The sequence below is a fragment of the Allobaculum sp. Allo2 genome (assembly GCF_022701175.1).
GTDB lineage: Bacteria > Bacillota_I > Bacilli_A > Erysipelotrichales > Erysipelotrichaceae > Allobaculum > Allobaculum fili.
In genome coordinates this window covers 1,966,556-1,989,339 of sequence record NZ_CP078088.1, presented here as the reverse complement: position 1 = coordinate 1,989,339, position 22,784 = coordinate 1,966,556, and the positions used below count along the sequence as shown (strand labels likewise).

Sequence of the window (22,784 nt, the reverse complement as noted above, 5' to 3'; positions counted from 1 at the left end):
ATAATTATTCGTCCTGAGATTTAAGGACAAGAAAGGTGTTTTATGACGAGTTTCAAATCCGCCTGGAATCAGGCGATGAAACAGAAGAAAAGTTTCTTCCTGTTTATTGGACTGGCCGTTGCAGTCAGTTTTCTCATGGGCCTGTGGAGCCTGCTGCTGAACTGGATCTTTGGCAAGTCCAGCTTCTTAACGTTTTTTCTGTCTGTGCTGAACTTCTGCGTCAGCTACTTCCTGGTTGTATCTGCCTTCCACATTCTCAAGGAGACCGTTGTGGATCAGAAACCGATGGATTTTCAGCAGATGATTACTGCGTTTTTCGAATATCCGTGGAAAAATCTGAAAACGTTCGCGGGTACCTATCTGATCTGGTTTCTCGCAATTCCGTTTGTGGTCGAACTGCTGATCGGCGTATTCTGCGGCGTGTTTATCGTCCTGATTGCCTCCCTTCTGGGCTATGGCTCGATCGAATATTATCTGTATTACTTTTTAAATGATCCGTTTTCAGGAATGCTGGGCGGAGCGACCGTTCTGATTCTTCTGATGGTCTTCCTCTTCCTAGCGCTGAATATTTTCACCGTGACGATCGAGTATTACGGTCTGTATAAGCTCGGTGCCATCGCAAATGAGAATAAAGGCTATAAGCCGTCCGTCTCCGAATGCCTGAAGCTTGGCCTTGTTCCGCTGGCTATAGTCGCGATCAGCGTTGCGCTTGCCGTCGTACTGATTCTGCTTGCAGCTCTTCTGGGCCTGCCGGCCGTACTGGTCGTTCTGATCATGTCATTTCTCATCGTCCTTTGCGTGGCGATCTGCGTATTCGCACTGATCTATCGCTACGCTGCCATGGTAAAAATTCTCATGGACACAAAGCCTTCCACAGAAGCTCCAATGGCTCCTCCAGTGATGAATCCGAATCATCCTGTTCCAAACGGCGGACAGGCCGTTCCTCCAGTCAGAGAAGAAGTGAATTCTGCTCCGGCTTCGAATCCTTTACCGGTTATTCCCACATCAGACCATGCGGCATCAGAAAAGAAAGCGACGCCGGTTTCTGAAGAGAAAAGCCGGAATCCATCAATCCGTACGCGCTGCACGCACAACCTGCTGCAAACAATCCGGCTGCAAACAATCCGGATCCAGACAAACCAGCCAAATCGGATGGAAAACCGGATCTGACGAAAACGGCCGAAGAAGAAACAGATGTCGCTGCAGTAGAGCAGACCGATCTGGAAACTCTGACCAGCGGCAAGGAAATTGAGATCGAAGAATCGGCAGCTGTCAAAGAAGAGACAGAATTCAGCCATCCTGCAGAAGATCCAGAATCGGGAAATTCTTCCAAACACGAGCAGCACGCTGCACGTCTTGCACCGCGCGATGAAGCAGCCAACGCCGCTGCAAGTTCCTTTGGTCTTCATAACGATCAGGGAAACTGATTTCAGGCTTAAAACTTGTTACTAATCCTTGTCGAAGGATCGAAATTCCATTTCAAAACCAAAGCGGGCGGCTGGCCAGTAAACCAGTCGCCCGCTTTTCTTATGCATTGGGAAAGAATGCCTCCTTATGCCCAAATTTTCAGGATTGAACGATTCCTTGCAACAGGACTGCATTTTGCAGAAGCGCTAATATATCGCTTAATGAGCTGTTGAAAGGCACAAAAAAGCTGGGATCAGCCAGCCAGAAAAGTCTGCAAAGATGTCCATAATGCGGGAAGAAGATCTTTATACCAGAACAGCACAATGAAAATGGCGGCGCCGGCGATAATCGAAGAAGCGAGCTTGCTGAAGCAGTTGATCGATAGATACAGGATGCCGCAAAGAAAGCAGACCGTAATCAGTTTGGCCTGCGGAATGGACTGAATGAAGCTGTTTAAAAGGGGATAAAGGAAAGCACGTTGGAAGCCCGTACACCTAGTACGCAGAAATAGATAACGACAGCCAGAAGGGTGGCGTTCACAATGCCTTTCAAGAGAGGTTTTTCTTTTCTTTCCTAACCCTTATCATACAAGGGAATAATCAGAACGCCTAACTCAAAATCGTGTTTGGAAACAATGGCCGCCTTTGTCACAGCAGAGCGGATTTCCATGGCGCAAAGAAAAGCTCCCGTAAGGGAGCAGAATCTGTGATTGGATTTTCGCAGCGACAGGGAACCTACGCGTTCTTTTCGTCGACTTTTTCGTCTTCCTTGAGTGCTTTCAGAACGGACTCGCTGTCACCCAGAGCATGCTCGAGTTCATCGTATACCGCAACCAGGGAGTTGAGTTCGGATGCCAGATCCAGTTTATTATCGGCGTTCTTTTCTTCGATGGAATTGCTGACGAGATCCAGAACGGACTGTGCCTTGATCAGGTGGTTATAGATTTCCTCAGCCAGATCAACGGCTGGACGTGTCAGCTCAGACTGTGTTTCAAGAACAATATCTTTATTCATAGGTATAAAGCCTCGCTTTCTTCCTTACACGAATATTCTAGTCTTCCCATCAGGAAAAACTCTTTCTAATGCCTGACTGGAATCGGCTAGGACCAGAGCTTGAGCAGGGCGGTCCAGGCGGGGAGCGTGACCATCGAAAGAACGGTAGAGAGGAAAATCATCTTGCTGGCGAAGGCTTCATTGACCTGATATTTCTGCGAAAGCATGGCCATTGTCACCGGTGCCGGCATGGCCATTTCCAGCGTTACGATCATCAGAGGCATGGCACAAACGTGAAGAAGAGCGAGGATCATCAGGCAGACGGCAGGAATGATCACCAGACGCAAAGCAGTATAGAGAAGAACGGAAGGTTCAAAAGATCCTTTACGGAAATATCCGAAAGAATGATCCCGATCACGAGCATGATCAGTACGGTATTGCAGCTGCCGATGGAAGCGATGATTTTGTCGAGCATAGCGGGCAGAACCCATCCGAAACTCTGAGCAGTCATCATCAAAATTCCCGCGAAAATGGCGATCATGCATGGATTGGTCAGGGTTTTCTTCAGAAGCGCAGAAAAGCGTACGGTGCTTTTCGAATTGTAGAGCATCAGTCCATAGGACCACATCACAATGCGAAGGGGAATGGCATAAATCGACGTATACAAAGCGCCTTCCTGCCCGAAAGCGGCCTGGCCGACGACAAGTCCAAGCGTCCCCGCATTATTGGATACCGTACCGTATTCAAGATTCAGACGCTTTCCCGGATCGGATACGCATTTCCAGATCCATCTCGACAGAAAGATGAACAGAATCTGGCTGAGGATCGCAATGATCAGAATGGAAAAGGTAGACTGCAGAATTTCTGTCGTCAGCGCGGTCTGAAACGAATGAAAAATGGAGCAGGGAAGAATCAGATTCATGACCAGGGCATTGATCTGCGTCGCACCAGATCGGGAAATGATCTTTCGCTTTCCCAGAAAATACCCGATCAGCAAAAGGCAAGAAGCTGGATTTGAAGCTCAATCATAAAACCTCCAGAAGTTCCGCCAAAAGACGAGTGACCTCTCTTATTGCGGATTGGAATCAAAAAATGAATGGATTGGAATCAAAAAATGAATATGGTATTAATCTAGCGCGTATACCTCACCTTTAAAATGAAATCTGGAAATTTGCAGAAAACGGATTCGTATTTCCCGATTTATGCGGGATCCGATGCTTTATCAGATCCGGGGACGGCAGCACAATTCAGACGAAATAAAGACGCGTAAGAGGCTTAGAAATGGTGTTTGCAAGGAGAAAAGGAAGGGAATGAATTTGTATCCCTTTAATGAAGAGATCTGTATTTTAAACGTTCTGCCAGGATGCAAACAGAATGTAAGGAGCCTGGTCAGGACCGGAAAAACGGATAGGATGATTTTCTTAAAGAAATTCTATAAAATAGGTGAGGCCCGCTTTTCGAAAAGAAAACGGGGTATAAAAACTATTCCCGCTTTCAGGGGTTCGCAAACCCTGTTGGCATCTCAGTGTGAAAGGAGGAAAGAAAATGAAACGAATTCCCGTATGCCTCTTAGGCGGTCTGCTCGTTCTTGGCGGCTGTTCTTCTCATTCGGATCGTTCATCTTCTCTTTCTTCCCAATCTTCGGTTTCGTCCGTATCGGTCGCAAAAGCCGATCTTGTTCCGGTCCTGGATCAGAACACCCTGAATTCCATACTTTCCAATGCCGAATGGTATGTGGAAGTCGGACAGCCAGGCAGCACCTCGATTTTTGGAGATAGTACCCCCACAAACCTGACTATGGGGCAGTACTCTACCGAACAAGGTGAAAAATGGGGATTGTCTGCGCCTGGTTTGCGGACGAAGAAGCCGCCGGCAAAGCGTTTGCGTATCTCCTTCCAAAAGAAGAAAGCGCCTATGAGCTTTCAAAAGAAGGGGAGCATATTCAGGAAGTTTGGATTGCCATGCCGGAAACCAGCTGGCTGATTCGTCAGCAGGGCAAATGCATCTATGCGGCCTTCACCAATTCCGTAACCACCAAGAAATTTCTCATGGATCAGTTCAGTGCGCTGAAGCCATAATCTTCCGCGAATTCTTACTTAGAAATTTGCGCTTTCTTTCGCTGGACACAGCTGCACAAGCCTGTCGTTCTGAGAAAGTCGGATGAATGAAAACAGTAAATGCAGCAGCTGAGGGCCTCGTTTGGCCGTTCTTGCTGCCTTTACGCTTTCCATTCATCCGTTTTTTTGTTTTTAACGAAAGACAGGACAAGGAAAAACGAAGTTCGGATCTGCAAAATCCGAACTCCGGCTGGATTGGCTTTTATTTGAAGTTCCAGTCATCCTGATGCAGTGAATCGCTCACAGCACCGGTTGAAACGTTGACATACACGTCCATCACGGCAACGTTTGCGGAGACCATGAGGCCGGCTGCTTTGCGCCTTGCGACTTCTTCCTCACCGTCCGAATAACGAAGGGTACAGGTGAATACAGGGCCGTTCTGCTGAACATCTGTGATACAGGAATAGAATCCAGAAGGTTCGTTCAGCCACATATAGTGGTCGATAATAATATCCTCAAAACGTTCTTCAAAAGTGCTCGTATCGGAACACGTCAGATCCACTGGCGCGCGTACATATACTCATCATCCTGCAGACAGATATACCGACCATCCCAGAGTTTGCCCCATAACGATCCGTCTTTGGCCTGCGAGGTTTCCTGAACAAGAAGATAATGTCCTGCCCTGCAGAGACCTGTGTCTGCGGAAGAACGGTCAGGCTGGCTGCGTATCGTCATATCGTAATTGGTCAGATAACCGGCAAGTGCTGTCTGGTTCTTTTTTCAAAATAGGGCTCTACGATTTCGGGTTCTTTAGTGCTGGAATAACTGGCATTCTGCAGCTCATTAAGATCCACAAGCTGCCAGGTTCCGTTTTGGAGAATCGGAACATTGGAACCGATCGGCATAGCGCCGCTCTCAATGTCGGCGCAATAGATCGGATCAAGATTTTCATCAAACAAATACCAGGTTTCGCCGGTTTTGCCGGCAATGGCATCGAAGTCCACAAAGTCGCCCTGGTCAAAGCCAAGGACGGCCTTATTTACGCGGGCATTGAGCAGCATATACTCTTGACCGGCGTGAATGCAAAGCAGATTCGATAATTCCTGTCTTATATAGGCGGTTGACTGTCCGCTCGCTGTTGTTTCCTGACCCAGACAGAGTGCCTGGTCTGGACTGTACGGCCCGCTGATCTGATCGAATTCCGGCAGCCATAGGTAGTATTCTGAGCTGGCTTCATCCTCCACTTCTGTACCATCCATACGGAGACGCATCATCGCAGACGGCGCGAAGGTCGGAGAACTGAGCAGAGCCCCGTATAATCTCTGAGAATGACGCTGTGGTCGTCTGTCAGATAGTAGCGCTGCGTCTGGGCCGTGCCGCCTCCTCCAAACGCGCCTTCTGGCGGCAGCGCTGTAGGAAGCAGGGCGGAGTGATCCCAATCGTCGTCATTGATCAGAAGACGGGATTCAATATGAGAAAAATTGGGCCGGTGAAATACTGCATATTTTTGTACTGACAGTCGACGACGGTTTCTCCATTCTGATCGACTTATCCATACAGACCGTCCTTTTTGATAATCCATCCCTGATCCTGAAAGCGTTTGGGATGTTCATCCAGTTTTCCCAAATCTGCTTTAGCAGCAAAAACCGTTTTATTCGAATTTTCTTCTGCGCTCGCTGTCGGCTGCGTGAAAGACTGCTGTTCCTCTGGCTGAGCAGAAGTATCTTTTGGTTTTGCTGAAGTACATCCAGTCATCGTCAGAACCATCATGAGCAGTACCGCTTTTTCATTCGCTTCATTTTCTGCATTTTTCCTTTCTATCGTCCACGGATATTCCAGTATCCATTCGCTTCCTGACAAAGCAGCCATACCTCAGGGGTGAATGTACCTGGAGTGTAGCAGTATCCCCAGAGATTGCCGTCCAGGTCTACAGTGAAAGCCGCAAGCAGAACGGAAGCGCCTGCTGGAAATTTCAGACCGCTGTCTGTATCCGATGCCAGATCGGGTTCGGAATATCCTTCGAGATCGCTGGTCAGAATATTTGTGCCAGGATCGGGAAGGTTTCTTCTTAGACGAAAGGTGTTAATTCCCTGCGTTTCTTCAAGCAGCAGATCGCCATCGGGCAGGGTGGTAGTGTTAAAAATGACATCTCGAAAATAGATGGAGTTCTCATCCCGAATGCTCCACAGGGTACTGTCCCGTTCGCCAGAGTGGAAACCATTGCTGTCATCAAGAGTCACTTCCACTTCATTATCACGGAAGACCCATTCCGCCTGATTGCCGTGCTAGACACCGCCGATTCGATCCATCATGTTCTGGCGAACCTCATCTTCGTCTGTCCAGCTCATCAGGTACGTCCCTCCGGCATCGCTTGTACAGATCCAGAAGTCTTCCTTCGTCTGTGCCCAGACAGAGTTGCCTTCGGAAACAAATTTCACGATATCGACCATGTCGCCTCCGGAATAGGTAGGCATGATTACACCAAACCCTTTCCCGTCTTTAAAGTCGGAATAGGCTTACAGAGATTTTTGAACTTCATAGCGGCCGATTTGCCAGTCCACTGTACTTTGTGACCGCCCTGTGCTTTCAAAAGGATTTGAAAAGGAGCTTTCTTCACTTTGACTGGCGGCAAGGAGGCTGTCTTCATTCTGGGCGGGACGCTCCTGCTGATCGGCTGAAGAAGTCTGAGCACATCCTGACAGAGCCATGACGCTGATCAGGCAGATGCCCCTGAATCTGTAGCTGTTCTTCATATTTTTCTTCCTTTCCGGGATCTTCCATTTAGTTAACAGTTACAATTCAAAGTAATAACGACAATAGTAAAAGATCACATCATTCTTTCAAAAGAAGCAAAATCCGCATACGATTCGTCATATGCGAAGACTTAACGCGGTCTGAATTGCCGGAAGGGCAGGGAGGGTGAAAAGGGAAAATGTTCGGGTTTCCTGGAAAAGACAGTGAACTGAATGGAGCGAGCACTGACAGATTTGGAAGGAATGAACATGTGTTATCTCGATATTGTTGTATTGTTGTCTGGTCTGTCAGTCCAAACTTGTATGTTCTCGAATACCTCCTGGCTAACTGGAATGCTAATGTCTGGATGGAATGACTTAGGTTAAAATCGTCTAACTGGAAAGTGAAAAATTCTGGATCAATTCATTGCCTTTTCAAAATAAAGTGATAATATAAATCACGCACGACAGGATGTAGCTTAGTTTGGTAAAGTGCTTGGTTCGGGACCAAGAGAGCGCGGGTTCAAATCCCGCCATCCTGACCACGAATATTCAGCCCCTTTATATAAGGGGCTTTTTATTTTGATTAGTCCAATGTCTTAAAAATGTCTTATTTGAACTTGAGGGCGTTCATGATATCGTCGTCTTCTTCATGCAAAAGGTGCCCATAAATGTCCGTTGTCATCGACACTGAAGAGTGCCCAAGACGCTTCGAAATCTTGAAAAGCGGAACTCCAGCGTCGATCAGATTGGACGCATGAGAGTGTCTGAAACTGTGAATCTTGACTCTTGGCAGGCCTGCATCATCAAGCGCTTTGTTCTTGATTCGCTGTACAGTTGTGTAAGCAAGCTGACGAGGTCCGCCGAAGATGAACCAGTCTTCGGAAAAGTGTACGAAGGTTTCGTAATGTTCCCGGATCCGATCGACGACATCGAGAAGATCATCGTCGAGCTGAACAGCCCGCACACTTCCTTTGGTCTTCAGCTGCTTGAATTCGCTTGTATCTTTATCCCACTGCCGCCAGACTTTAGCGCGGCCTCGCTGGATATCTGAGAACGTCAGAGACATCGCTTCGTTCGCTCTCATACCTGTCCAGTACAGCCAGAAGAACAGATCGCGGTAGATCTGATGATTATCCGGAATTGCTCCAAGAAACTCCGCGAACTGGTGACGATCAAGAATCTCAACTTCTTTCAGCTTTTCTTTCGTTGTTTCCTTGAATCGTGGAAATCCCTTTAACGGGTTCCTTGGCAACCCCCAATGGACACAGCCGTACTCCAGGCATCCGTTCAGATCGGTGTAGAGCTTGTTCTTCCGGTAGCTCGAAAGAGTGATGAAGTGCTCATCTTCCAAAATGCTTCGAATGTCCGCTGGTGTAATAGTGAAAACGTTCTTATCCATGATTGACTGGCAATACAGAGTCAGGATCCGGCGCTTATCATCTCTGGTTGCGGCAGTATTATCTCTCCCACCTTCCAGGATCCACGCATCCATCAATTTAGAGAAAGTCTTGCCCTTCTTTTCAGCCTGGACTGGCTGACTTAAAAATTCTCTTTCTGCTGCTTCAGCTTCTTTCTTTGAATCGTACCACTTTGAGTTTTTCTGGCGATGGATACCGTCTGGAGTATCGTAGTACGTCCTGAAGCGATAACGCATCTTGCCTTTGAACTTCTCTTTTGAATTGCCATAATATCAATGTCCTTTCGTCGCGATTGGATACTTTCCCTGTAGTGTGGCCAGCACTTCAGGGAATTTTTTATTTTCTAAGTAATTCGATAATTAAGTTGTTCTGCTCAAATATCTTTTTAATAGTTCGTGATCAGACATTTGCAAATTCTGATTGATTGATCCGTTCGCTATGGTTACATTGCCAGCAAATGACTGCGTTTGAACTGTTTTACTTGATTTAGAGAAATCATCAAAACCAACGATTATTGCTGGTGAGATTTCCAGTATTTCTGATAGTTTCGCAATTTTTGTTCTGCCCATTTCGCCGATCATTCCGCGTTCCCAGCGAGAAACTGTACTTTCGCTGACTCCAACGTATTCTGCTACTTTTGATATGGTCAGTCGCTTTTCTTCTCGGCGAGCGCGCAAATACTCTCCAATATTCATAATTACCTCCTTCATTTGTCTATCAGTTTACACAATGGGATTGCGTAAACGCTAGTAAATTTACGTATTCGCCAATAACTTGCGGATAGGCCTTGTAAATTGCGTAAAGGCAAATTATACTGAAGATGCTTCACTTAGTTTTAGACATGAAAGGAGACGATCAAATGGACAGCTTAAAACTTGATTATCTGGCCAAACGAAAAGGGTATACATCAAGCAAGATGGCTGACGCTCTCGGAATTGATGAATCGACATATTCACGGAAAAAGTCCGGAAAGAGCGATTTCACCCGAAATGAAATCAGAATTATCATCGATACACTTGGCCTGACTGCGAAAGAAGCGTGCGAAATTTTTTGACCTCAATATTGCGTAAAGGCAATAGAAAATGCATATAAGCAAATAGGAGAAGAGATGACCAACGAAGAGCGACTGGCAATTCTTGACCAGCCATACCTGAAAACCAAAGAAGTCTGCCTGCTGATTGGCCGATCAAAGCCGACAGTAAACAAGAAGCTTAAAGAGCAGGGAGTTCGCAAAACAGAACTCGGATACCTGACCGACGAAATCATCAAAGCGTTTCAGCTCCAGGGCGCAATCAAGCGCTGGAGAGCATCGACATAGGAAGGAGGACGCATGAAAGAGAAAATCATCCGGTTCTGCGAGAACTTCGCCGACCGAGTCGAGAACGACAGCATGACGGTCGGTGAGCTCGTTAGATACGCCCTCGAAATCGTCGGCGTGATTGTAATTGTTAGATGGATTTGGCAGCTGATCTGCCTCGTATTCATCTACGAATAGAAAGGAAACAGTGATGACAGTAAAAATCACCAGCTTTGAAGCAGAAAACGTTAAGCGGATCAAAGCAGTACAGCTTGAGCCGTCACCGAATGGACTGACCATCATCGGCGGGCGAAACAATCAGGGCAAAACATCAGTTCTTGATGCAATCGCCTGGGGGCTTGGCGGCAACAAGCTGAAACCTTCAGATCCCCATCGCGCTGGATCCGTACAAGATCCAGAAATCAAGATCACGCTCAGCAACGGCTTGATCGTTGAGCGCAAAGGCAAAAATTCTGACCTCAAGGTCACAGATCCGACTGGTCAGAAATCTGGCCAGAAAATCTTGGACTCTCTTATCGGAGAAATGGCGCTGAACATTCCGCGCTTCATGGAAGCTACTTCCAAAGAAAAAGCGGAGTATCTGCTTTCCATTATCGGCGTAGGCGATCAGCTTACACAGATGGAAAAAGAAGAAAAGGAACTATTTGATCAGCGGACATGGGTCGGCCGTCAGGCACGAGCCAAAAAGCTCACGCTGAAGAAATGCCGCAGTTCCCTGGAGTAGGAGAAGTTGAGCTCAGCGCCGCCGATCTGATTCAGCGTCAGCAGGAGATCCTGCTTAAGAATGCGGACAACGCACGCAAGCGCCAGAACGTAAGCAAGTACGAGCAGCTGCTCCCTAGGTATCAGCAGAACGTTGCTGATGCAGAGCAGGCGCTTGAACGAGCAAAGGCGGATCTCTCAAAACTTCTTTCTGACTTGGAAATGGCCAGACGTGACGCGCTCGATCTGTATGACGAGAGTACGGAAGAACTGGAGAAAAACCTCCGTGAAATTGACTCAAAGAATCAGCAGATCCGCACAAATCGCAGCAGATCGGAAGCGCTCAAAGAAGCCGAAGATCTCGTCCTTCAGTATCAGACGCTGTCCAATGACATTGATCAGATCCGGGCAAAGCGACTAGATCTGCTTAGATCTGCATCGCTTCCGCTGCCGGATCTGACTGTTGAAAACGGCGAGATTCTCTACAAAGGGCGGCGCTGGGACAACATGAGCGGCTCGGATCAGCTGAAAGTCTCAGCAGCAATCTGCAGAGCAATGAATCCAAACTGCGGCTTCGTCCTCCTGGACAAGCTCGAACAGATGGATCAGCAGACCATGGAAGAGTTTGGCCAGTGGCTTGAAGCTGAGGGTCTGCAGGCGATCGCCACACGAGTTTCAACCGGGGATGAGTGCTCAATCATCATCGAAGATGGAACAGTGGTGACAGTCGCTAAAGCTCAGCCGACGCCAGCTCATCCCGCATGGAATGGAGGAGATATCAAATGGTAAAAATCCGTTTGCCATGGTCGTTTTTGGCCAAGAAGGAGTCGGGAAAACAACTTTTGCAAGTCTTTTCCCTCGTCCATGGTTTATCGACTGTGAAGGATCGACCAAATGGATCGACAGTCTGCAGGATCGTCAGTACTACCCGCGCCCGAAGTCTTGGGCGGCAATTAAAGGCCAGATCGAACAGTTTAAACGTGAACTTCCAGGTGACACCCTTGTCATTGATACCGCTGACTGGCTGGAAAGCCGCTTTTGAAAGATCTTTGTATCAACAATCATTGGGACAGTCTTGGAGGCCAGAACGATCACGGAAAGTCTTACAACATCCTAGATAAAGCATTCCGTGAGTTTCTGGACGAACTGACAGAAATTGAAGAGATGGGAGTGATCATTCTGATCACCGCCCACTCTACTATCAAGCCGTTCACGGCACCAGATGAACAGGGAGCCTGGGACAGATATCAGCTCAAGCTCCAGAACAAAACTTCAGCGGCACTCAAAGAGTGGGCTGACGGAGTTTTCTTCCTTAAGTTCGACGATATCGTCATTCAGACCGATAAAAGGGCGAAAAGTTCAGAGCTACAGGAACAGGCGGACGGATCATCCAGACTGAACATTCCGCCATGTGGGACGGAAAAACCGCTGGGATCTGCCCAGTGAAATGCCATTTGAAAACAAACAGCTTCCGCAGCCGCTCATCGATCTGATCTCGAAGTGTTTGGGCACCCCTGATCCGGCGCCTTCACCAACCCCCACACCGACACCATCGCCAGCGCCTGCATCGATTCAGCCAACGTCAGCGCCACAGCCGCAGGCCATGACATCGTTTCAGACACTCTGTGAGCTGATGGAGCAGACAGGCATCACCGCGCAGGAGCTTGAAACGGCAGTAGACAGACAGCCTTTCTTTGGCGGTCAGCATGTCGAAATGACTGCATATCCAGCGGATTTCATTGAGCAGGTGTTGATCGCTCAGTGGGCTGGGCTTAGCCAGGCGATCCTGTCCCGCCGGACCCCAGAAGAGGAGAAAATGCTCAGCATCGACAGCGATGACCTGCCTTTCTAAATGACAAATAAAGGAGAAAAGAAAAATGGAAAACAATACTTTTATTTCACTTACCGAGGGAGAAGAAGTCTCCGCTTCTTCTGCACTTCCTGATGGGCTCTACGAGTTCAAGTATCAGGGAGTTACAAATGGACAGCACGAGCCGACCGACTACGATCCAAACACCTATCCGACAGGCATTGTTGACATGCTCGTGTATATGCCTGATGGCCATACAGAACAGAGAAAAGAAACATTTAAGCTGCTCGACACCAAATATAACCAACAGCGCATCGCATCTTTGTTCAGGGCGCTTGGCGAGCCTGTAGGACCAAATGGAAAAGTGAAGGCTAAATGGAGTAGTTTTATTGGTCACAAAGGATGGATGAAACTCGAAACAAAAAAATGAATAACGGTGGAGACTGGCAGGGTATGACATTCATTTTCCCTGAAAACGTCGAAGCCGAAAAACAGAAATACCATTACCAGGCAAGTGTGGCAATTCAGCCAGTACAGTCAGTACAGCCAGCATGGCAGGCGCAGAATCCAGCTGCTACATCAACAACCTGGAATAGCGGTACTACCAAATGGTAATGATCCATGGAGCTGAGACCGTATCAAAAGCAAGCGGTTGAATCGATTTTCCAAGAGTGGGAGCAGGGCCATCGCAAAACGCTTTTAGTCCTGGCTACTGGCCTAGGCAAAACTATCGTTTTCTGCAACGTAATCAAACGGTTAGTAGAAAACGGCGAAAAGGTCCTGATTCTTGCTCACAGAAAAGAGCTGCTGGATCAAGCATCCGACAAGCTCAAGAAAACGACTGGACTCGATACAGCCCTTGAAAAGGCAGAGTTCAGCTGTCTGGATGAGCCGGCAACGCCCGTAGTTGTCGGCTCTGTCCAGACACTTCAATCTCCCAAAAGACTTTCAAAGTTTCGCAGAAATTACTTTGACACCATCGTAATCGATGAGGCCCATCATACCCTCTCTGACGGCTATCAAAGAGTGTTAGAGCACTTCGATCAGGCAAAAATTCTGGGCGTAACCGCTACGCCAGACAGAGGCGACAAGCGAAATCTTGGAAAAGTCTTTGATTCGATCGCTTTTGAATATTCCATCGCTCAGGGGATCCGCGATGGATATCTCTCAAAAATTAGAGCATTAACGATCCCACTCGACATCGACATCAGTGGCGTATCTCAAAGCAGTGGCGATTTTTCAGCCGGAGAGCTTGAGAGGCGCTGGATCCGTACCTTGAGGCCATCGCCGACAAAATGACGGAGTACTGCAGAGACCGGAAAACCATCGCTTTTCTGCCTCTGATCGCAACCAGCAGAAAGTTCAAAGAGATTCTTAACCGCAAAGGGTTCCACGCGGAAGAGATTTCCGGGACTGATTTCCCGGAGGCCAGACAGCGTAAGCTTAGAGATTTTGAGGAAGGCAAAACCAACGTCCTGTGCAACTCGATGCTGCTGACGGAGGGCTTTGACTGTCCATCAATTGACTGCGTGATCTGCCTCAGACCGACCAAGATCCGCGCACTCTATACCCAGATCGTAGGCCGTGGCACCCGTCTGGCACCTTGTAAAGAGTATGTGCTGCTTCTTGATTTCCTTTGGCACTCGGAACGCATGGAGCTCTGCCATCCTGCCCATCTGATCTCAGATGATGCAAAGGTTCAGAAAAGGATGACTGAGATCCTTGAAGACAAAGCGGACGATCCCATGCTCATCGAAGGTTTAGACATTCAGGAGCTTGAGGTTGAGGCAGAGTCTGACGTAGTTCGGCAGCGTGAAGCGGCTCTGGCTGAGCATCTGCGAGAGCTGAAAACCAGAAAATCAAAATTTGTGGACCCGCTTCAGTGGGAGATGTCCATCAGTTCAAATGATTTGGCCAGCTACGAAGAGACATTTGCATGGGAGCTCAAGCCGATGACCGACAAGCAAAAGGCATCTTTGGAAAAATGGGGCATCAACCCGGATGAGGTAGAGACATGCGGAAAAGCGCGTCTCATTCTGGACAAGCTTCAGAAGCGCAGAGAAGCAGGGCTCACGACACCAAAGCAGATTCGGATGTTGGAACGCAAAGGATTCCAGCGTGTCGGCGAATGGCAGTTCAGTGAGGCTTCCAAATTGATCGATGAGATCGCGCAAAACGGCTGGCGGGTACCTTACAGCTTTGGAAGGCCTGCCGACTATGTTCCGCTCTCTATGAGATCTAAAGCCGCACGCCAGCGCCGCAGAGTGGATGGCAGACAAGAGTGCATACAGCAATCAATTGGTAGGTTAGAATAGATGGCAATCGACAAAGAAGCATTGATCAAAGACATGCTGGCCTATATTGATCCCGCAGCTCTCAGCTACTCGGAGTGGGTCGAGGTCGGCATGGCCATCAAAGCGGAGGACCTGCCGGTGAACATCTGGGACAGCTGGTCGCGCGCAGATGATCGCTATAAAGACGGCGAATGTGAACTGAAATGGAACACATTTAACAGCTCTGGCACTACCGGAGCAACGATCACTCACCTGGCAAAGAAGGGCGGATGGCAGTCCAAGAAAACGCCAGACAATGCCGCCATCTCTTTTCTGAGCTTGGAGGAAGGCGAAGAGTACGCTCTTGAGAACTATCAGATAACTATCGATCCTACAAAGCCGATGGTTGCTGATCCGGCAGAACAAGCACGTCTTCAGCTGCAAGCGCTTTTTGACCCGGATGACCAGGTCAATATCGTCACTAAAGCGATCTATAAAGAAGACCGTGGAAAGTGGGTGCCGGGAAATAAAGGTTTTTCTTACTCGCTTTCCCAGATTCTCGATTTCCTGAAGGGCGGCCTTGACAGTTTCATTGGTGACAGAAATAAGCAGGCAGGTGTATGGTTGCGGCTCAATCCGATGGACGGAAAGGGTGTAAAAACGAGAACACAACCAAGTTCAAGCACGTCCTGGTTGAGTCGGATTCGATGCCTTTGGATAAACAAATTGAGATCTACAAGCGGCTTGAGCTGCCAATCACGACGCTCACACTGTCCGGCAGTAAAAGCGCTCATGCTCTGGTGAAGGTAGACGCCCAGAACGCGGCGGAGTACGCGGAGCGGGTAAGAGTCATTTTCAAAGCCTGCACCGATCAGGGGCTTGTCCTCGATAGTCAAAACAAGAATCCTTCCAGACTGACTAGACTGGCTGGATGCGAACGAGGCGACAAACAGCAGTCTTTGCTGTCGGTCAATATCGGTAAGAGGAGCTACCAGGAGTGGGCTGAAAACGTCCAGATCGACAGCCTGCCGGAGTATGAATCACTGGCGGATATCTTTAAAGATCCGCCAGAACTGCCGCCGGAGACCATCAGAGGCGTGCTGCGGAGAGGCGAAAAGCTGGTGCTCACAGGACCGTCGAAAGCCGGCAAAAGTTTCGCGCTGATCCAGCTGCTGGTGGCTCTAGGCACGGGCTCATGGTGGATGGGGCGCTTCCAATGTGCAAAGCAAAGAGCCGTCTACATCAATCTTGAGTTGACCAAAGAGAACAGCGCTGTGAGGGTCATGGACGTATGGAAGGCGCTCAGGCGGTCCAGCATGGACGGCGTGGAAAACGTCTCAATCTGGAATCTTCGAGGCTCATCGGTGACTACAAAGTCCATGGTGGACAGCATCATAAAGCGCCACAAAAGCATGGCCAACCCGCCAGATTTCTACATCGTCGATCCGATCTACAAGATCCAGGCTGGCGATGAAAATGCGGCTAAGGACGTAAACGAGATGTTAAGAGAGTTTGACCGGCTTTGCAAAGAAACCGGAGCCAATTTGGTGTACGCCCATCATCACGCGAAAGGCAGCCAGTACGGCAAGCGGGCGCTTGATAGAGGGTCCGGATCTGGCGTCATCGGACGCGATGTAGACGCAGCCATTGACCTTGATTTTCTCTTCGTCCCGGAGGCCATTCGAAAGAAAAAGGCCGCCCAGAAGGGGACCAGTCATGGATGAAAGCGACCGGCCTGCGGGTAGAAATGACCCTCAGAAACTTCGAAAGCAAGCCGCCGTTCAACGTCTGGTTCAACTACCCCATTCACGTATGGGACTCAGATGAAGAGTTCCAAGCACTGCGTGGAGACAGTGAAAAGACGCCCCTTAACAAGGCTGAAGACGGAAAAGCAGCTAAGAAGATTGATACGGATAAGGCCATCAAAAGAACAGTTGATGACCTCATCGAAGAGTCTGGGTCAGCTCAAATGAAAGATATCGAGGAAGAAACAGGGCTCAGCAGAAAAAGAATTAGACAGTTTTTGAACGAAAACACAGACCAATACCTCCGAAATGACGGGCAGGTTACGAGGGTGGGATTTTCTGAAAAATCAGAAAGTCCTAGCTAACGTAATTTTAGGTGGGATTTTCCTGAAATTACGTTAGTCCTACCCTCGAAAAAACAGGGTGGGATTTTCTGAAAAATCAGAAAGTCCTAGGGGTGGGATTTTCCTACCCCTAAAGGGGTATGAGTCCCAGTCCCACCCTGACAGGTCCCAAGTCCCTAACCGTCTGGCTGAAGCCGCCGGACGGGACAAGGGACTGTCAGGACCGAGCGCAGAAAAGCACAAGAGAGAAAAATCATGAGAATTTCAATTTGGCTGCCTGGTCAGCCTGACCGGGTGACACATCAGAGCGGTACTCGATACAAACGGACAGGCGGCACTTACAAGACACCGCAGCTCAAGCAATGGGAACGAAAGCTGAAGACAGCACTCGAACCGAATAAACCGAAAGCACCTATCATGGGTCCTGTCCTCCTGCAGGTGACATGGGGATTTAAAGCCCCAACGAAAAAGCTGCTCTTCACATACAAGCTGACTCGTCCGGATACAGACAACATGATGAAAACTCTGAAGGACGTGATGAGCGAGCTGCAGTTTTGGGAAGACGATGCACAGGTCGTGATCGAGACTGGTAAAAAGCTTTGGGTTGATGAGCCTGGAATCGTGATCAACCTTGAAGAGCTTGGCGGACGGTGCGAAGACTGGAGAATCGAAGAATGATCTACGAAGGAACGTCTATGAGCGGCAAGACCGTCAGAGGCGAAGAGCTGACGGTGGATCTCAGCGGTACATGGATCACGCATCGGGAATCGCACGGATACAGATCGACGAAGATCGATCCGAACACGCTTGACGTGATTGAAGACGACTTGGAGGAAGAAGGAAATGAGAATGGCAATCGAAGCATATGGAGATCGATTTGTTGTAATCGAAGATGAAGAAATCGTGGGCATCTTCAAGACGGAAATGGCGGCGCTTGACGCGGCGCATCGATGGAATCGGAAGATCTGGAACTGGACGAGTCTTCTCGACCAGGAGGCGGAGTGAGAGATGAAAGCTACTAAAAATACCGACAGGGTAGTCGTAAAGCGGCTTGCGTACAGAGACTGGGTAGTACTTCTTGATGATAAGGTTGTTTCTCGCGTGACATCTGGGGAACTCGCTTATGCCGCCGCAACCGACATGCTTGATGAAAAAAGGAGGATCGCGTCCGCGCCCTGTCCGCTGTGTCGAAACGGGGACCGAGTTTGATTCTACTTCGATCGCCATGGACGAAATGGGGATTTCTGATCTTTTTCGGCTCTGGCCAACGGAGGAACAGCCGGAGGCCTTCACTGGGAGTACGTCAATCCAGAGGATAAGATCCAAAGACTGTCGAGGCGCTCACCGCGCGTGAAAGTCAAAGTCAAGTGCGTCGAGACTGGAGAAGTTTTCAAGTCTCTTAGAGAGGGATCCGCGAAAACAGGAGCTAGTCGCAGTTCGCTGTGCAGAGCTTCGCTTCCTGAAAACTCGCATCTCACGGCAGGCGGATATCATTGGACTCGCGTCTGAGAGGAGGCAACAGCATTGAACGCATACGAAGTACGATCGGTAAAACGGCGACTTGAATCCTACTCTGATCTGCTGGCTATGGCCCGCGAAAAGGACCGCGAGGCACTAATGCTTCAGGCCAAGTACGAAGATCTGGCGACGCCTGGAGCAATCGGCTACAGCCACGAGCCAGGCGGATCCGGAAGACCTAAGGAATCGGCCTATCTTGAGATCTTCTCGGATCAGCTTGAGGCAGAGCGTAAAGCCGCACAGTATCGCCTGCAGGCCGCACAGATCGAGAGGTTCATCGGCATGATCGAGAGCGAAAGCCAGCCAATCCTGCAGGCTGCATATATCGAGGGTAAGCGTTATTGGGAGATCGGTCAGGAGATCGGGTATACAGCCTCAGGAGTAAGGATGCGGATTATCAGATGTCTTGAAAAGATTCCGCCATCTCTGGCGGTGGCAAGCGGATTGCTCTAAACTGTGCACAACGCACACGATTCAAGGTGCTAAAATGATAGTGTTGAAAGTCGTCCAGAAATGGGCGGCTTTTCTTTGCCGGATTGGCCGAGTGGTTTAAGGCAGCTGTCTTGAAAACAGAGGATCCGAGAGGGTCCGGGAGTTCGAATCTTCCATCCGGCGCCATATGGCGGCTAGTAGCTCAAGCGTAGAGCCCTCTGAGGGGAGATCCGGGTTCAAGTCCTGGCTTGCCGCCGTCTTCTGAAATGCGTATCCGAACCGTCCGATTTCTTTCTCTGATACCGCAGGCCCGAAGCGGCTGTGAACAATTTTTTCATGCAGTGACGGGATCGGGTACGTTTTGAGAAGAAAGGAGGTCTGAGAGATGACTGAAAAACAGAAACAGTTCTGCGATGAATACTTAGCCAACGGTCTGAACGCCACTCAGGCCTACCTGGCTGTTTATAAGAACGTGAAGAGCACTGACGTTGCAGGTGCTGCAGCTGCAAGGCTGTTAGGAAATGTTAGCGTCAACGAATACATTAACGTTGCCCTGGCTAAGATCCACGACGAAAAGACCATGGATGCCAAGGAGGTCATGGAGCGTCTGACAGCGATCGGGCGCGAAGAAACAACGGATCAGCTGCTGACGATGGATGGCGACATCAAAGAGGTTAAATCCAAAACGCAGGATCGCATCCGGGCGCTTGAGCTGATCGGCAAGGCGTACGGCATGTTCAAGGACAAAGTCGAAATGGAAGTCGCTACGCCTGTCTTTGCAGGAGAAAGCGATCTTGAAGACTGAGAAGATCTACCTGCCGGACATTGTCGGAAAAGGCTATAAGACGTTCTGGAATTTCAAAGGTCGCTACCGGGTTGTCAAAGGCAGCCGAGCGTCCAAGAAGTCCAAGACGACGGCGCTCTGGTTCATCTACAACCTGATGAAGCACCCGGGATCCAACCTGCTGGTTGTCCGCAAGACGTACAGAACGCTCAAAGACAGCTGTTTTACGGATCTGCAGTGGGCCTGTCAGCGTCTGAAGTGCTCCCGCTTCTGGGAATTCAAGCTGTCGCCTCTGGAGGCCACATACAAGCCTACCGGGCAGAAGATTCTTTTCCGTGGCCTGGACGATCCGCTGAAGGTTACGTCGATCACAGTGCCTGTTGGATCTCTTTGCTGGGGATGGATCGAAGAAGCCTACGAGCTGACCAGCGAAGAAGATTTCAGCACGCTGGATGAGTCGATCCGAGGCGAACTGCCTGACGGACTCTGGAAGCAATGGACGATAACATTCAACCCGTGGAATGAGCATCATTGGCTCAAAAGCGATTTTTGACGCTCCTGAGAGCGAAAACATCCTTGCCCTTACCACAAACTACCTTTGCAACGAATGGCTGGATGACGACGATTTACAGCTGCTTGAAGACATGAAAAAGCGCAATCCGAGGCGCTATGAGGTTGCCGGATTGGGCAACTGGGGAATCGTGGATGGTCTCGTTTATGAGAACTTCCACATTCGGGATTTTGAAATTACCGACATTGGAGACGCAGTCACCGTAAGCGGTCTGGACTTTGGTTTTACCAACGATCCAACCGCTTTTTCGTGGGCTTCGCTGACAAGGCAAATCGAAAACTCTGGGTGTGGGATGAGATCTACGAAAAGGGCATGACCAACAGCCGGATCTATGAGCGGATCGAGGCTCTGGGATATTGCAAGAACCGGATCGTCGCCGACTGCGCAGATCCAAAGTCAATCTATGAGCTTGCCCGTCTGGGCTTGAAAATCAACGGATCGAAAAAGGCGCCGACTCCATACGAGCCGGCGTTCAGTTTATCCAGGACTACGAGATCATCATCAAGCCGCGCTGCGTGAACTTCATCACGGAGATTCAGAACTACCAGTGGGACAAAGACAAGTTTGGCAATTCGATCAACAAGCCAATCGATGATTTCAACCATTTGATGGACGCCATGCGCTATGCGATGGAGCCCATCCAGCGCGGATCTGTGAAGGTTCGTTCGATCAAAGGAGGATTCTAAATGAGTACCAAAAGACCATATCAGCTTCCGGAACCTCTGATTTGCGAGACAGATGTGAACCTTGACTATGCGCTGGTCAAGCGGTTCATCGACAAGCATGCCAGCCGGATGCAGCGCTACAAGTACCTTGAAGAAATGTACAAAGGCTTCCACAGCATTTATCAGCAGCCAGATAAGCCGGACTGGAAGCCCGATAACCGGCTGGCGATCAATTACCCGCGCTACATCACAGAAACGTTTCTGGGATACGCCTACGGCATTCCAATCAAGGAAAGCCATCCAGATGATACGGTAGCCGAAGCCATGCGCGAATTTCAGAACGAAAATGAACTGTCTGATCATGAATACGAGCTCTTTCAGGATGTCTGCATTTATGGCCATGCTTTCGAGTACCTCTACCAGGACGAGGAAGCAAAGACCAGAATGACAGTCTGCACGCCGAAGGAGCTTTTTATCGTTTACGACGATACAGTCCGGAACAGAGCCTTGTTTGCGGTTCGCTATGCCGTTCATGAGATTGAAGGCAGCCAGGGCGAACTGTTTGGCGAAGTGCTGACCAGAGATCAGATCATTCGCTTCGACAAAGGAAAGTTCATTGAAACGCTTGACAATCCATACGGACTGATTCCGGTTGTCGAGTATCTGATGAACCGTCAGCGCCTTGGTCTGTATGAGAACGTCACCGGCCTGATCGAAGCCTATAACCGAGCAATCGGTGAAAAAGCCAATGACGTTGACGCCTTCGCCGAAGCTTACATGAAGCTGATCGGCGTGGATATCGACGATGAAGAAGTGAAACGGATCCGTGAGAACCGGATCATCAACCTGCCAATCTATGGCGATACGACGGGCACGCAGGTTGATTTCATGGCCAAGCCGACAGCTGACTCCACGCAGGAAAATCTGCTGGACCGTCTGGATCGGCAGATCTACCAGATCTCGATGGTGGCCAACATCAGCGATGAAAGCTTTGGCAATGCCTCAAGCGGAACCGCCCTGGCTTACAAACTGCAGGCGATGAGCAATCTGGCATCCGGCTTTGATCGCAAGATTGAGAAGAGCCTGCGCAAGCGCTACAAGATCTGGGCGACTCTCAAGACCAACGTCAGCGATGAGAACACATGGAAGGAACTGCAGGTAACAACAAGCCGCAACCTTCCCAAGAATCGCCTGGAAGAGGCACAGACAGCTGCACAGCTGTCCGGCATCGTCTCCCATGAAACACAGCTCTCATTACTCTCGATCGTGTCGGATCCGAAGGCAGAGCTTGAGAAAATCGAACAGGAACAGGAGCCTCAGCCGCTCATGGACTTCGATTCTCACCCGTCTGTGACCCCGGAAGAGGAAGACAGCCTGGAAGAGACGGAGGGCGGTTATGGCCTCCAGTAAGTACTGGCAGGAGCGGGAAGACGACTGGACGAAGGAGTGCCAGGCAAACAATGTGCAGTGGCACCAGAAGCTGCAGGACATCTATCAGACGATGAACGATGAAATCAGCGAACAGATTGCGGTGTTCTATCAGAAGTACGCTGATGAAAACGGCCTGACCTATGCCCTGGCGAAGCAGTATCTGGATCGGACCGATATCCGCTACTATTTCCGTCTGGCCAAACGCTACTGTGAAGATGCAGCAAAAGACATGGCGGCGGGAACGTGGGCGCATGACGCAGCCAAAAGCTACTTCACCCAGCAAGCCGATCAGGACATGAAGCGCTACAACACCGCCATGAAGATTGCCCGTCTGGATATGCTCAAGCGCCAGATCAGCCTGCGGATTGCCAACGCCCAGCGCAAAGCCTGCAGCGTCGTTGAGGACGCTCTCAATGACCGCATCCTGCAGACCTACACAAGACAGGCCGGCATTCTGGGCGATACGGTACTTACCAACCTGAAGCACGTAAGCACCATCGCTCACGCGTCCTTCCATGGAGCGACCTTCTCCGATCGGATCTGGGGCACCCAGCAGGCGAAACTAAAAAAGTCCTGAACAAA

Annotated in this window: 36 protein-coding genes, 3 tRNA genes and 2 pseudogenes; 29 read left to right on the top strand and 12 right to left on the bottom strand. The window is 49.4% G+C overall.

All coding sequences use genetic code 11. The features are described 5' to 3' along the window. The first annotated feature begins 42 nt into the window (after positions 1-42). Positions 43-1,170 carry a hypothetical protein gene (locus KWG61_RS11290; RefSeq protein ID WP_242743794.1) on the top strand — a complete coding sequence of 376 codons (1,128 nt, stop codon included), beginning with the start codon at positions 43-45 and terminating at the stop codon, positions 1,168-1,170. A gap of 971 nt (positions 1,171-2,141) precedes the next feature. On the opposite strand, the gene KWG61_RS11285 is transcribed toward KWG61_RS11290, so the two are convergent. The 3 genes from KWG61_RS11285 to KWG61_RS11275 form a co-directional block, all read right to left on the bottom strand. Next, positions 2,142-2,420 carry a hypothetical protein gene (locus KWG61_RS11285; protein ID WP_230267084.1) on the bottom strand — a complete coding sequence of 93 codons (279 nt, stop codon included), beginning with the start codon at positions 2,418-2,420 and terminating at the stop codon, positions 2,142-2,144. An 86-nt stretch (positions 2,421-2,506) separates the two neighbouring features. Further along, positions 2,507-2,737 carry a hypothetical protein gene (locus KWG61_RS11280; RefSeq protein WP_242743792.1) on the bottom strand — a complete coding sequence of 77 codons (231 nt, stop codon included), beginning with the start codon at positions 2,735-2,737 and terminating at the stop codon, positions 2,507-2,509. Continuing rightward, on the bottom strand, positions 2,734-3,396 hold the full coding sequence (locus KWG61_RS11275; RefSeq protein ID WP_242743791.1) for an AEC family transporter: 663 nt from the start codon (positions 3,394-3,396) through the stop codon (positions 2,734-2,736). The genes KWG61_RS11280 and KWG61_RS11275 overlap by 4 nt, the downstream gene beginning before the upstream one ends. Positions 3,397-4,228: 832 nt before the next feature. On the opposite strand from KWG61_RS11275, the gene KWG61_RS11270 reads away from it, so the two are divergent. Further along, positions 4,229-4,477, top strand: coding sequence for a hypothetical protein (locus KWG61_RS11270; RefSeq protein ID WP_242743789.1), 249 nt, complete (start codon positions 4,229-4,231; stop codon positions 4,475-4,477). Between the two features lie 241 nt (positions 4,478-4,718). Here the strand turns inward: KWG61_RS11270 and KWG61_RS11265 are convergent, their stop codons facing one another. The 6 genes from KWG61_RS11265 to KWG61_RS11240 form a co-directional block, all read right to left on the bottom strand. Then, the gene (locus KWG61_RS11265; RefSeq protein ID WP_230267081.1) at positions 4,719-5,018 is read right to left on the bottom strand and encodes a hypothetical protein; all 300 of its coding nucleotides are present in this window, start codon (positions 5,016-5,018) and stop codon (positions 4,719-4,721) included. A 184-nt stretch (positions 5,019-5,202) separates the two neighbouring features. After that, the gene (locus KWG61_RS11260) at positions 5,203-5,730 is read right to left on the bottom strand and encodes a hypothetical protein (RefSeq protein ID WP_242743787.1); all 528 of its coding nucleotides are present in this window, start codon (positions 5,728-5,730) and stop codon (positions 5,203-5,205) included. 274 nt (positions 5,731-6,004) lie between these two features. Next, on the bottom strand, positions 6,005-6,226 hold the full coding sequence (locus KWG61_RS11255) for a hypothetical protein (protein WP_230267079.1): 222 nt from the start codon (positions 6,224-6,226) through the stop codon (positions 6,005-6,007). Between the two features lie 47 nt (positions 6,227-6,273). Beyond that, positions 6,274-6,702, bottom strand: a complete 429-nt coding sequence (locus KWG61_RS11250; protein ID WP_230267078.1) for a hypothetical protein — start codon at positions 6,700-6,702, stop codon at positions 6,274-6,276. 39 nt (positions 6,703-6,741) lie between these two features. Further along, positions 6,742-6,930: a hypothetical protein gene (locus KWG61_RS11245; RefSeq protein WP_230267077.1), complete on the bottom strand. Its 189-nt coding sequence runs from the start codon at positions 6,928-6,930 to the stop codon at positions 6,742-6,744. Between the two features lie 42 nt (positions 6,931-6,972). Next, a complete protein-coding gene (locus KWG61_RS11240) occupies positions 6,973-7,209 on the bottom strand; it encodes a hypothetical protein (RefSeq protein WP_230267076.1) in 237 nt (78 codons plus the stop codon). A gap of 447 nt (positions 7,210-7,656) precedes the next feature. Here KWG61_RS11240 and KWG61_RS11235 point away from each other — a divergent pair. Continuing rightward, positions 7,657-7,733, top strand: a tRNA-Pro gene (locus tag KWG61_RS11235). A 65-nt stretch (positions 7,734-7,798) separates the two neighbouring features. On the opposite strand, the gene KWG61_RS11230 is transcribed toward KWG61_RS11235, so the two are convergent. The 3 genes and pseudogenes from KWG61_RS11230 to KWG61_RS11225 form a co-directional block, all read right to left on the bottom strand. Continuing rightward, on the bottom strand, positions 7,799-8,590 hold the full coding sequence (locus KWG61_RS11230; RefSeq protein ID WP_242743786.1) for a site-specific integrase: 792 nt from the start codon (positions 8,588-8,590) through the stop codon (positions 7,799-7,801). Positions 8,591-8,737: 147 nt separating this feature from the next. After that, positions 8,738-8,845 (bottom strand): annotated as a pseudogene (locus KWG61_RS17670) (Arm DNA-binding domain-containing protein); the annotation flags it as partial. A 123-nt stretch (positions 8,846-8,968) separates the two neighbouring features. Further along, positions 8,969-9,304 (bottom strand): helix-turn-helix domain-containing protein, encoded by a 336-nt coding sequence (locus tag KWG61_RS11225; protein ID WP_242743784.1) that lies wholly within the window; start codon positions 9,302-9,304, stop codon positions 8,969-8,971. Between the two features lie 125 nt (positions 9,305-9,429). On the opposite strand from KWG61_RS11225, the gene KWG61_RS11220 reads away from it, so the two are divergent. The 26 genes and pseudogenes from KWG61_RS11220 (at position 9,430) to KWG61_RS11100 (ending at position 22,779) form a co-directional block, all read left to right on the top strand. Beyond that, on the top strand, positions 9,430-9,663 hold the full coding sequence (locus KWG61_RS11220; protein ID WP_242743783.1) for a helix-turn-helix transcriptional regulator: 234 nt from the start codon (positions 9,430-9,432) through the stop codon (positions 9,661-9,663). Positions 9,664-9,717: 54 nt separating this feature from the next. Then, entirely contained in the window at positions 9,718-9,927 is a 210-nt protein-coding gene (locus KWG61_RS11215) for a hypothetical protein (protein WP_230267072.1), read from the top strand. Positions 9,928-9,939: 12 nt separating this feature from the next. Continuing rightward, the gene (locus KWG61_RS11210; protein ID WP_230267071.1) at positions 9,940-10,104 is read left to right on the top strand and encodes a hypothetical protein; all 165 of its coding nucleotides are present in this window, start codon (positions 9,940-9,942) and stop codon (positions 10,102-10,104) included. 13 nt (positions 10,105-10,117) lie between these two features. After that, positions 10,118-10,651: an AAA family ATPase gene (locus KWG61_RS11205; RefSeq protein ID WP_242745679.1), complete on the top strand. Its 534-nt coding sequence runs from the start codon at positions 10,118-10,120 to the stop codon at positions 10,649-10,651. Beyond that, entirely contained in the window at positions 10,630-11,418 is a 789-nt protein-coding gene (locus KWG61_RS11200) for a hypothetical protein (protein ID WP_242743781.1), read from the top strand. The genes KWG61_RS11205 and KWG61_RS11200 overlap by 22 nt, the downstream gene beginning before the upstream one ends. Before the next feature lie 13 nt (positions 11,419-11,431). After that, positions 11,432-11,671, top strand: a complete 240-nt coding sequence (locus KWG61_RS16385; protein WP_256460676.1) for an AAA family ATPase — start codon at positions 11,432-11,434, stop codon at positions 11,669-11,671. Beyond that, positions 11,668-12,075 carry an AAA family ATPase gene (locus tag KWG61_RS16380; protein ID WP_256460675.1) on the top strand — a complete coding sequence of 136 codons (408 nt, stop codon included), beginning with the start codon at positions 11,668-11,670 and terminating at the stop codon, positions 12,073-12,075. The genes KWG61_RS16385 and KWG61_RS16380 overlap by 4 nt, the downstream gene beginning before the upstream one ends. A 1-nt stretch (position 12,076) precedes the next feature. Continuing rightward, positions 12,077-12,481 (top strand): hypothetical protein, encoded by a 405-nt coding sequence (locus KWG61_RS11190; protein ID WP_242743779.1) that lies wholly within the window; start codon positions 12,077-12,079, stop codon positions 12,479-12,481. Between the two features lie 25 nt (positions 12,482-12,506). Next, positions 12,507-12,869 (top strand): hypothetical protein, encoded by a 363-nt coding sequence (locus KWG61_RS11185; protein WP_242743778.1) that lies wholly within the window; start codon positions 12,507-12,509, stop codon positions 12,867-12,869. Beyond that, positions 12,866-13,054 carry a hypothetical protein gene (locus KWG61_RS11180; protein WP_242743776.1) on the top strand — a complete coding sequence of 63 codons (189 nt, stop codon included), beginning with the start codon at positions 12,866-12,868 and terminating at the stop codon, positions 13,052-13,054. Before KWG61_RS11185 ends, KWG61_RS11180 begins: the two co-directional genes overlap by 4 nt. A gap of 6 nt (positions 13,055-13,060) precedes the next feature. Then, positions 13,061-13,738 (top strand): DEAD/DEAH box helicase family protein, encoded by a 678-nt coding sequence (locus tag KWG61_RS11175; protein WP_242743774.1) that lies wholly within the window; start codon positions 13,061-13,063, stop codon positions 13,736-13,738. Then, positions 13,735-14,754, top strand: a complete 1,020-nt coding sequence (locus KWG61_RS11170) for a helicase-related protein (protein ID WP_242743772.1) — start codon at positions 13,735-13,737, stop codon at positions 14,752-14,754. The genes KWG61_RS11175 and KWG61_RS11170 overlap by 4 nt, the downstream gene beginning before the upstream one ends. Further along, positions 14,755-15,516, top strand: coding sequence for a PriCT-2 domain-containing protein (locus KWG61_RS11165; RefSeq protein WP_242743771.1), 762 nt, complete (start codon positions 14,755-14,757; stop codon positions 15,514-15,516). After that, positions 15,426-16,436 (top strand): AAA family ATPase, encoded by a 1,011-nt coding sequence (locus KWG61_RS11160; RefSeq protein WP_242743769.1) that lies wholly within the window; start codon positions 15,426-15,428, stop codon positions 16,434-16,436. Before KWG61_RS11165 ends, KWG61_RS11160 begins: the two co-directional genes overlap by 91 nt. Continuing rightward, positions 16,433-16,822, top strand: a complete 390-nt coding sequence (locus tag KWG61_RS11155) for a hypothetical protein (protein WP_242743767.1) — start codon at positions 16,433-16,435, stop codon at positions 16,820-16,822. The genes KWG61_RS11160 and KWG61_RS11155 overlap by 4 nt, the downstream gene beginning before the upstream one ends. 234 nt (positions 16,823-17,056) lie before the next feature. Further along, positions 17,057-17,479, top strand: coding sequence for a RusA family crossover junction endodeoxyribonuclease (locus tag KWG61_RS11150; RefSeq protein WP_230267065.1), 423 nt, complete (start codon positions 17,057-17,059; stop codon positions 17,477-17,479). A 171-nt stretch (positions 17,480-17,650) separates the two neighbouring features. Beyond that, positions 17,651-17,806 carry a hypothetical protein gene (locus tag KWG61_RS11145; protein ID WP_242743765.1) on the top strand — a complete coding sequence of 52 codons (156 nt, stop codon included), beginning with the start codon at positions 17,651-17,653 and terminating at the stop codon, positions 17,804-17,806. A 582-nt stretch (positions 17,807-18,388) separates the two neighbouring features. Further along, on the top strand, positions 18,389-18,772 hold the full coding sequence (locus KWG61_RS11140; protein ID WP_242743763.1) for a hypothetical protein: 384 nt from the start codon (positions 18,389-18,391) through the stop codon (positions 18,770-18,772). A gap of 77 nt (positions 18,773-18,849) precedes the next feature. Next, positions 18,850-18,937 (top strand) — tRNA-Ser (locus KWG61_RS11135). A gap of 4 nt (positions 18,938-18,941) precedes the next feature. Beyond that, a tRNA-OTHER gene (locus KWG61_RS11130) sits at positions 18,942-19,007 on the top strand. Between the two features lie 129 nt (positions 19,008-19,136). Continuing rightward, positions 19,137-19,556, top strand: coding sequence for a terminase small subunit (locus KWG61_RS11125; protein ID WP_230267061.1), 420 nt, complete (start codon positions 19,137-19,139; stop codon positions 19,554-19,556). After that, the gene (locus KWG61_RS16375) at positions 19,546-20,088 is read left to right on the top strand and encodes a PBSX family phage terminase large subunit (RefSeq protein ID WP_256460674.1); all 543 of its coding nucleotides are present in this window, start codon (positions 19,546-19,548) and stop codon (positions 20,086-20,088) included. The genes KWG61_RS11125 and KWG61_RS16375 overlap by 11 nt, the downstream gene beginning before the upstream one ends. Further along, complete coding sequence (locus tag KWG61_RS16370) at positions 20,057-20,422, top strand: phage terminase large subunit (protein ID WP_256460673.1); 366 nt, start codon at positions 20,057-20,059, stop codon at positions 20,420-20,422. The genes KWG61_RS16375 and KWG61_RS16370 overlap by 32 nt, the downstream gene beginning before the upstream one ends. Beyond that, positions 20,356-20,792 (top strand): annotated as a pseudogene (locus KWG61_RS17665) (terminase large subunit). The gene KWG61_RS16370 and the pseudogene KWG61_RS17665 overlap by 67 nt, the downstream one beginning before the upstream one ends. Continuing rightward, the gene (locus tag KWG61_RS11105; RefSeq protein ID WP_230267059.1) at positions 20,793-22,181 is read left to right on the top strand and encodes a phage portal protein; all 1,389 of its coding nucleotides are present in this window, start codon (positions 20,793-20,795) and stop codon (positions 22,179-22,181) included. Then, positions 22,168-22,779 (top strand): hypothetical protein, encoded by a 612-nt coding sequence (locus KWG61_RS11100; protein WP_242743759.1) that lies wholly within the window; start codon positions 22,168-22,170, stop codon positions 22,777-22,779. Before KWG61_RS11105 ends, KWG61_RS11100 begins: the two co-directional genes overlap by 14 nt. Positions 22,780-22,784 lie beyond the last annotated feature (5 nt).